Annotated in this window: 4 protein-coding genes and 1 pseudogene; 3 read left to right on the top strand and 2 right to left on the bottom strand. The window is 70.1% G+C overall.

Annotated features, from left to right (window positions below; translation table 11 throughout):
• Positions 1-766: ATP-dependent 6-phosphofructokinase (locus CCN33_RS11755; protein WP_086693585.1), on the bottom strand; the 766-nt coding region annotated here is incomplete at its 3' end.
• Between the two features lie 245 nt (positions 767-1,011).
• Here CCN33_RS11755 and pta point away from each other — a divergent pair.
• From pta to pyk, 3 genes are all read left to right on the top strand, one after another.
• Positions 1,012-3,102 carry a phosphate acetyltransferase gene (gene pta / locus CCN33_RS11750; protein ID WP_086693584.1) on the top strand — a complete coding sequence of 697 codons (2,091 nt, stop codon included), beginning with the start codon at positions 1,012-1,014 and terminating at the stop codon, positions 3,100-3,102.
• A complete protein-coding gene (locus CCN33_RS11745; protein WP_086693583.1) occupies positions 3,099-4,307 on the top strand; it encodes an acetate kinase in 1,209 nt (402 codons plus the stop codon). The genes pta and CCN33_RS11745 overlap by 4 nt, the downstream gene beginning before the upstream one ends.
• Before the next feature lie 108 nt (positions 4,308-4,415).
• Positions 4,416-5,846 carry a pyruvate kinase gene (gene pyk / locus CCN33_RS11740; RefSeq protein WP_086693582.1) on the top strand — a complete coding sequence of 477 codons (1,431 nt, stop codon included), beginning with the start codon at positions 4,416-4,418 and terminating at the stop codon, positions 5,844-5,846.
• Between the two features lie 93 nt (positions 5,847-5,939).
• Here the strand turns inward: pyk and CCN33_RS11735 are convergent.
• Positions 5,940-6,471 (bottom strand): annotated as a pseudogene (locus CCN33_RS11735) (hypothetical protein); the annotation flags it as partial.

Here is a 6,471-nt window from a genome sequence, read left to right as displayed (position 1 = left end):
CGTAGGCGAGGGCGGTGCCGATGCCCTGGAAGCGCTCGTGGCCGAACTGGTCGATGTCGCCCTTGCCGTAGTCCATCGTGCCGTCGAGCGGGTGGGCGCCCTCGGCGACGCAGACCACGGCGAACTTCTTGCCGCGCGCGAACCGCTCCTCGACCATCTTGACCAGGTCGGCCGGGTCGAAGGGCCGCTCGGGCAGGCAGATGCCGTGCGCGCCGGCGGCCATGCCGGACTCGAGCGCGATCCAGCCCGCGTGCCGGCCCATGACCTCGACGACCATGACCCGCTGGTGCGACTCGGCCGTGGTCTTCAGGCGGTCCATCGCCTCCGTGGCCACGCCCACCGCGGTGTCGAAGCCGAAGGTGCGGTCGGTGCCGGAGATGTCGTTGTCGATGGTCTTCGGCACACCGACGACCGGCAGCCCCGCGTCGGACAGCATCCGGGCCGCCGTCAGCGTGCCCTCGCCACCGATCGGGATCAGCGCGTCGATGCCGAACTCCTCGGCCATGTCCGTCGCCCGCTCGCACGCCTCGCGCAGCCGGTCCCGCTCCAGGCGGGAGGAGCCGAGGATGGTGCCGCCGAGCGCCAGGATGCCGCTGACCGCGTCCAGGTCGAGGGTGCGGTAGTGGCTGTCCAGCAGCCCCCGGTAACCGTCCTCGAAGCCGATGACCTCGTCGCCGTAGTGCGCCACGGCGCGGTGCACGACCGACCGGATCACGGCGTTCAGGCCGGGGCAGTCGCCGCCTGCGGTGAGAACTCCGATGCGCATCGTGCTGTGTCTCCTGCTCGCTGTGGGTACCGGTGAGCCGCTCCGATTCTTTCACGGCCACCGAACGGCCGACGACCACCGCCCCCACCAGCATGTTCGGACCCCCGCCAGGCTGACGGGCGCCTTATCCAGGCCCGCGGGTATTGTCAAGAGGGTTCCGCTCACCTCGGGTGGGCGATTTCTGTGCAGGCGTACGGCGACGCCGGGAAGGCGGCCGCCGTACGAGCAAGGATCGGAGAGCACGCGTGACACGCAGCGTGTACGTGACCGGGATCGACCGGGGCGACGGCCGGCAGGTCGTCGACCTGGGCGTGATGGAACTGCTGACCCGGCAGGTCGACCGGGTCGGGGTGTTCCGCCCCCTCGTCCACGACGGCCCCGACCGGCTCTTCGAACTGCTGCGGTCCCGCTACCGCCTCCAGCAGGACCCCGCGACCGGGTACGGCATGGGCTACCAGGAGGCGTCCACGCTCCAGGCCGAGCGCGGCACCGACGAACTCGTCTCCGCCCTGGTCGAGCGCTTCCACCTGGTCGCCCGCGACTACGACGTGGTTCTCGTCCTCGGCACCGACTTCGCCGACACCCAGCTCCCCGACGAGCTGTCCCTCAACGCCCGCCTCGCCAACGAGTTCGGCGCGTCCGTGATCCCGGTGGTCGGCGCCCGCAAGCAGTCCGCCGAGTCGGTGCTCGCCGAGACCCGCAACGCCTACCGCGCCTACGCCGGCCTCGGCTGCGACGTGCTCGCCATGGTCGCCAACCGCGCCGCCCGCGAGGACCGCGACAAGATCGCCGACCGGCTCACCGACCGCATGCCGGTCCCCTGCTACGTCCTGCCCGACGAGCCGGCCCTCTCCGCGCCGACCGTCTCGCAGATCGCGCACGCCCTCGGCGCCAAGGTGCTGCTGGGCGACGACTCCGGCCTGGCCCGCGACGCGCTGGACTTCGTCTTCGGCGGCGCCATGCTGCCCAACTTCCTCGCCGCCCTGACCCCCGGCTGCCTGGTCGTGACGCCGGGCGACCGCGCCGACCTGGTCGTCGGCTCACTGGCCGCGCACAGCGCCGGGACCCCGCCGATCGCCGGTGTGCTGCTCACCCTGAACGAGGTGCCGAGCGAGGAGATCCTCACCCTGGCCGCCCGTCTCGCCCCCGGCACCCCGGTGCTCTCGGTGGCCGGCACCAGCTTCCCCACCGCCGGCCAGCTCTTCTCGCTGGAGGGCCGGATGACGGCCCACACCCCGCGCAAGGCGGAGACCGCCCTCGGCCTGTTCGAGCGGTACGCGGACACCGCCGACCTGGCCCGCCGGGTCTCCGCGCCCAGCGGCGGCCGGGTCACCCCGATGATGTTCGAGCACAAGCTGCTGGAGCAGGCCCGTTCCGACAAGCGCCGGGTCGTCCTGCCCGAGGGCACCGAGGAGCGCGTCCTGCACGCGGCGGAGGTGCTGCTGCGGCGGGGCGTGTGCGACCTCACCCTGCTCGGCCCGGTGGACCAGATCCGCAAGAAGGCCGCCGACCTCGGCATCGACCTGGGCGACTGCCAGTTGATCGACCCGGCCACCTCCGAGCTGCGCGACTCCTTCGCCGAGAAGTACGCGGCCCTGCGCGCCCACAAGGGCGTCACGGTGGAGCTGGCCTACGACGTGGTCTCCGACGTGAACTACTTCGGCACCCTGATGGTGCAGGAGGGCCTGGCCGACGGCATGGTCTCCGGCTCGGTGCACTCCACCGCGGCCACCATCCGCCCGGCCTTCGAGATCATCAAGACCAAGCCGGACTCCGCGATCGTCTCCTCGGTCTTCTTCATGTGCCTGGCCGACAAGGTGCTGGTCTACGGCGACTGCGCGGTCAACCCCGACCCGAACGCCGAGCAGCTCGCGGACATCGCGGTGGAGTCGGCGGCGACGGCCGCGCAGTTCGGCGTGGAGCCGAGGATCGCCATGCTGTCGTACTCCACCGGCACCTCCGGCTCCGGCGCCGACGTGGACAAGGTGCGCGAGGCGACCGAGCTGGCCCGCGAACAGCGGCCCGACCTGAAGATCGAGGGCCCGATCCAGTACGACGCGGCCGTGGACGCAGCCGTGGCCGCGACCAAGCTGCCCGGCTCGGAGGTGGCCGGCCAGGCCAGCGTGCTGATCTTCCCGGACCTCAACACGGGCAACAACACCTACAAGGCCGTCCAGCGCTCGGCCGGGGCGATCGCCGTCGGACCGGTCCTCCAGGGTCTGCGCAAGCCGGTCAACGACCTCTCGCGCGGCGCCCTGGTGCAGGACATCGTCACCACGGTCGCCATCACCGCGATCCAGGCGCAGGCGCCGACCGAAAGGGCTTCCCAGCAGTGACCCCCACCCGTGTACTCGTCCTCAACTCCGGCTCGTCCTCGCTGAAGTACCAGCTCCTGGACATGCGGGACAGCAGCCGTCTCGCGGTCGGCATGGTGGAGCGGATCGGCGAGCAGACCTCGCGGCTGCGCCACACCCTGGTGGCCACCGGCGACTCCCGCGAGCACAGCGGGCCGATCGCCGACCACGAGACCGCGCTGAAGTCGGTCGCCGAGGAGCTGGCCCGCGACGGCCTCGGCCTGGACTCCCCGGAACTGGCCGCGATCGGGCACCGGGTGGTGCACGGCGGCATGTTCTTCACCGAGCCCACCGTCATCGACGACTCGGTGCTCACCGAGATCGAGCGGCTGATCCCGGTCGCCCCGCTGCACAACCCGGCCAATCTGACCGGCATCCGTACCGCCACGGCGCTGCGCCCGGACCTGCCCCAGGTCGCCGTCTTCGACACCGCGTTCCACACCTCGATGCCGGAGTCCTCGGCGCGGTACGCGATCGACCCGAAGATCGCCGACCGGTACCGCATCCGCCGCTACGGCTTCCACGGCACCTCGCACGCCTATGTGTCGCGGGAGACCGCGCGGCTGCTCGGCAAGGCGCCGGAGGAAGTGAACGTGATCGTGCTGCACCTGGGCAACGGCGCGTCCGCCTCGGCGGTGGAGCGCGGCCGGTGCGTGGACACCTCGATGGGGCTGACCCCGCTGGAGGGGCTGGTGATGGGTACCCGGTCCGGTGATCTGGACCCGGCGGTCATCTTCCATTTGGCCCGTGTCGGGGATATGTCCATGGACGAGATCGACACTCTTCTCAACAAGAGGAGCGGTCTGTTCGGCCTGTGCGGGGACAATGACATGCGGGAGATCCGGCGCCGCGTCGACGAGGGCGACGAAGCGGCGGCCCTCGCCTTCGACATTTACATTCATCGCATCAAGAAGTACATCGGCGCCTATTACGCCGTACTCGGACAGGTGGACGCGGTGGCGTTCACGGCCGGCGTCGGGGAGAACGCGGCGGCCGTGCGTTCCGCGGCGGTCGCGGGCCTCGACGGCCTCGGCCTGGCGGTGGACGAGGAGCTGAACGCCGTACGGTCCGACGGGGCCCGGCTGATCTCGCCCGCGTCCGCGCGGGTGGCCGTCGCCGTGGTGCCGACCGACGAGGAACTGGAGATCGCGACGCAGACCTATGCGCTGGTCGGAAAGAAGAGCTGAGCATTACACCGCAGTAACACGCCTGAGCGCCTGTCCGCCCATTTGCATCGTCTGTGTCTTCCGCCGGCCGGAATATTCCGCAGTGAAACAAACCGATAGGATCGCCTCATGCGCCGTTCGAAAATCGTCTGTACTCTCGGCCCCGCGGTCGACTCCCACGACAAGCTCGTCGCCATGATCGAGTCGGGCATGAATGTGGCCCGGTTCAACTTCAGTCACGGCACCCACGCCGAGCACCAGGCGCGGTACGACCGCGTCCGGGCCGCCGCCAAGGAGACCGGGCGCGCCATCGGCGTCCTCGCCGACCTCCAGGGCCCGAAGATCCGGCTGGAGACCTTCGCCGAGGGCCCGGTGGAGCTGGAGCGCGGTGACGAGTTCATCATCACGACCGAGGACGTGCCGGGCGACAAGCACATCTGCGGTACGACGTACAAGGGGCTGCCCGGTGACGTCTCGCGCGGCGACCAGATCCTGATCAACGACGGCAACGTCGAGCTGAGGGTGGTCGACGTCGAGGGCGCGCGGGTCAAGACGATCGTCATCGAGGGCGGGGTCGTCTCCGACCACAAGGGCATCAACCTGCCCGGCGCGGCCGTCAACGTGCCCGCCCTGTCCGAGAAGGACGTCGAGGACCTCCGCTTCGCGCTGCGCATGGGCTGCGACATGGTCGCGCTGTCCTTCGTCCGCGACGCCAAGGACGTGCAGGACGTCCACAAGGTGATGGACGAGGAGGGCCGCCGGGTCCCGGTCATCGCCAAGGTGGAGAAGCCGCAGGCGGTCGAGAACATGGAGGACGTCGTGATGGCGTTCGACGGTGTGATGGTCGCCCGTGGCGACCTCGCCGTCGAGTACCCGCTCGAGAAGGTCCCCATGGTGCAGAAGCGCCTGATCGAGCTGTGCCGGCGCAACGCCAAGCCGGTGATCGTCGCGACCCAGATGATGGAGTCGATGATCACCAACTCCCGGCCGACCCGCGCCGAGGCGTCCGACGTGGCCAACGCGATCCTGGACGGCGCGGACGCGGTCATGCTGTCGGCCGAGTCCAGCGTGGGCGCGTACCCGGTGGAGACCGTCAAGACGATGTCGAAGATCGTCAAGGCGGCCGAGGAGGAGCTGCTCTCCAAGGGCCTCCAGCCGCTGGTGCCGGGCAAGAAGCCGCGTACGCAGGGTGGTTCGGTGGCCCGTGCGGCGGCCGAGATCGCCGACTTCCTCGGCGGCAAGGGCCTGATCGCGTTCACCAAGTCGGGTGACACCGCCCGCCGGCTCTCCCGCTACCGCGCGGCGCAGCCGATCCTGGCCTTCACCACGGACGAGGGCACCCGCAACCAGCTCACGCTGAGCTGGGGCGTGGAGTCGCACGTGGTGCCGTTCGTCAACACCACGGACGAGATGGTCGACATGGTCGACCAGGAGCTGGCCAAGCTGGGCCGCTTCAACGACGGCGACACGGTCGTCATCACCGCGGGTTCGCCCCCCGGTGTCCCCGGCACCACCAACATGGTGCGCGTGCACCACGTCGGCGGCGGCGACCGCAACTGACGCACCCGGACAGGACCGTGGCCCGGTCCCCCTCGCTGAGGGGGACCGGGCCACGGTGTTGTGCGGCTCCCGAACGGGCTCGTGGTGGTGCGTTCAGTCGGCGTACTGGTGCAGCTTGGGGATGGTCAGCGTGCCGCCGAACTGGGCTGCCTGCTGGACGGTGACGTCGGTGAAGTAGATCAGCGGGATGTTCAGCGGCGGCGGGCTGTCCGGGCTGAAGGTGATCGGGATCAGACCGAACAGCTTGCCCGAGATGCTCTCGGTGTACATGGTGGTGTCGCCGCCGCGGATCGTGGACGTCGTGCCCTTGCCGGCCTGGACGTGGTACGTCTTGCCGGAAGCCTTGTCCTTCACCGTCTGGTGCAGGTCACCGATGTCGGTGCCGTCGGAGATGACGTACTTCAGCACCTTCTTGACCTTGCCGCTCGCGGTCCGTACCTGGACGACGCCCTGGTAGTCGGCGCCCTTGAGCAGCAGCGAGCTGGCGTTGAGGTACCAGGGGTCGTCGGCGAGGAGCTGCTTGTTGTCGATGCCGCCGACGTCGTCCGTGGCCTTCTCGCAGTCCTCGGCGGCGTCGGAGGCGCTCGCGGAGGGGCTGGGGCTGGAGCTGGCCGAGGTGCTCGGC

This window comes from Streptomyces recifensis (assembly GCF_002154615.1).
In the GTDB taxonomy this organism is placed as follows: Bacteria; Actinomycetota; Actinomycetes; order Streptomycetales; family Streptomycetaceae; genus Streptomyces; species Streptomyces griseoluteus.
This window is presented reverse-complemented; position numbering and strand designations above follow the sequence as displayed.

Coding starts and splice junctions, on each gene's coding strand:
- pyk (WP_086693582.1), top strand. CDS start 4,416: ATGCGCCGTTCGAAAATCGTCTGTACTCTCGGCCCCGCGGTCGACTCC.